We start from the raw sequence: 1,241 nt of genomic DNA on the forward strand, positions 1-1,241 counted from the left end.
GGGGAGTAGGGAGTAGGGAGTAGGGAGTGGGGAGTAGGGTGAAACTATTTTTTTACTTATATCCTTCAACCTTCATCCTTCATAAAAATTTCACTCAAAATAGAAGTAACGAGCTTAGTGCTTGTAAATTGTTGATAAATTCCTTTATTGAGTCTCATGAGTAACACAAGTAACTTTCGTGAAGCAATCCGCAATGCTAAAAGTCAATCCCTGATTGGCCCCAACGTCATTGCCAACGCCCTGCCTTATGTCGGCGGTGGACTAGTCTTAACTGCTGTGGGCTCTTACGGCGGTTTAGGTGTCATCCATAGCAATCCAGGGCTATTCATGACTACCTTCTGGGTAGCCCTGATTGCGGAAATCGCCCTCTTCTTCGTTGCCCGTGGTGTCGCGGAGAAAGGGAACAATAGTACCGCCCTACCCCTATTAGCGACTTACAGTCTCCTAACTGGCTATACCCTCAGCGGTTTAGTCTATGTAGCCCTAGGCACTAACGGTGTTGGGATTCAAGGCATTGCTATTGCTGCTTTAAGCTGTGGCGTTACCTTTGTGGCAGCCCGTCAAATTGGTTCTAAACTATCAGATCAAGACGGGATGGCATTAACCCAAACCATACAACTTGGCATTATTGCCTTGTGTGTGGTTGTGGTTGCCCAGCTTGTCTTATCCTTCTTTGGCGTTTACACACCTAGTTGGCTGGAAATTGGCATTTCCGGTATTGGTGTTTTGCTATTTGTTGGTGCAGCAGTAGTTGATTTCTACATCCTGCCTCGCGCCTATCGCAACGAGCAATATCTACCAGCCGCATTGTCGATGTATCTCACTTACATCAACTTGTTTATCTTCATTTTGCGTCTGCTGATTGCGATTAACGGTAGGGATTAATTCCATACTCTACATCCTGGGTGTTTTAGCACCTGGGATGTAGGGTATCGTGTATTTTTAAACTCTCGGAGGGCGAAGCATTTGGACTGTTTATCTTGGGTTTCTCCGATAGCTTATCCCCAAAATGCTGTGCTAACGCCGATTCAAATCTTTGGCGAAACGCTATCGACAAATTAAAAAAGATATTGAACCTATTTTAACTCAAATCCAAACTGGCAACTTTATTGGCGATCGCATTATAGGAATTAGGGACACAGTTTTCAGCGAAACCCACCAGTGGTTTTAACCACTGGCTAATAGCAAAGTCCATTAAAATGGACTGAAATCTCTATTCTGGAAATAAATGAAATCTCTAT

General features: G+C 44.0%; 1 protein-coding gene. It reads left to right on the forward strand.

Annotated features, from left to right (window positions below):
• Positions 1 to 156 precede the first annotated feature (156 nt).
• Positions 157 to 885 carry a Bax inhibitor-1/YccA family protein gene (locus tag NJ959_RS13640; RefSeq protein WP_254012302.1) on the forward strand — a complete coding sequence of 243 codons (729 nt, stop codon included), beginning with the start codon at positions 157 to 159 and terminating at the stop codon, positions 883 to 885.
• Positions 886 to 1,241: the final 356 nt, after the last annotated feature.

The organism is Limnofasciculus baicalensis BBK-W-15 (assembly GCF_024178385.1).
Classification (GTDB): Bacteria; Cyanobacteriota; Cyanobacteriia; order Cyanobacteriales; family Coleofasciculaceae; genus Limnofasciculus; species Limnofasciculus baicalensis.

What these genes read in the sequence shown, in the direction of transcription:
- NJ959_RS13640 (WP_254012302.1), top strand. Translation starts at nt 157, where the DNA reads ATGAGTAACACAAGTAACTTTCGTGAAGCAATCCGCAATGCTAAAAGT.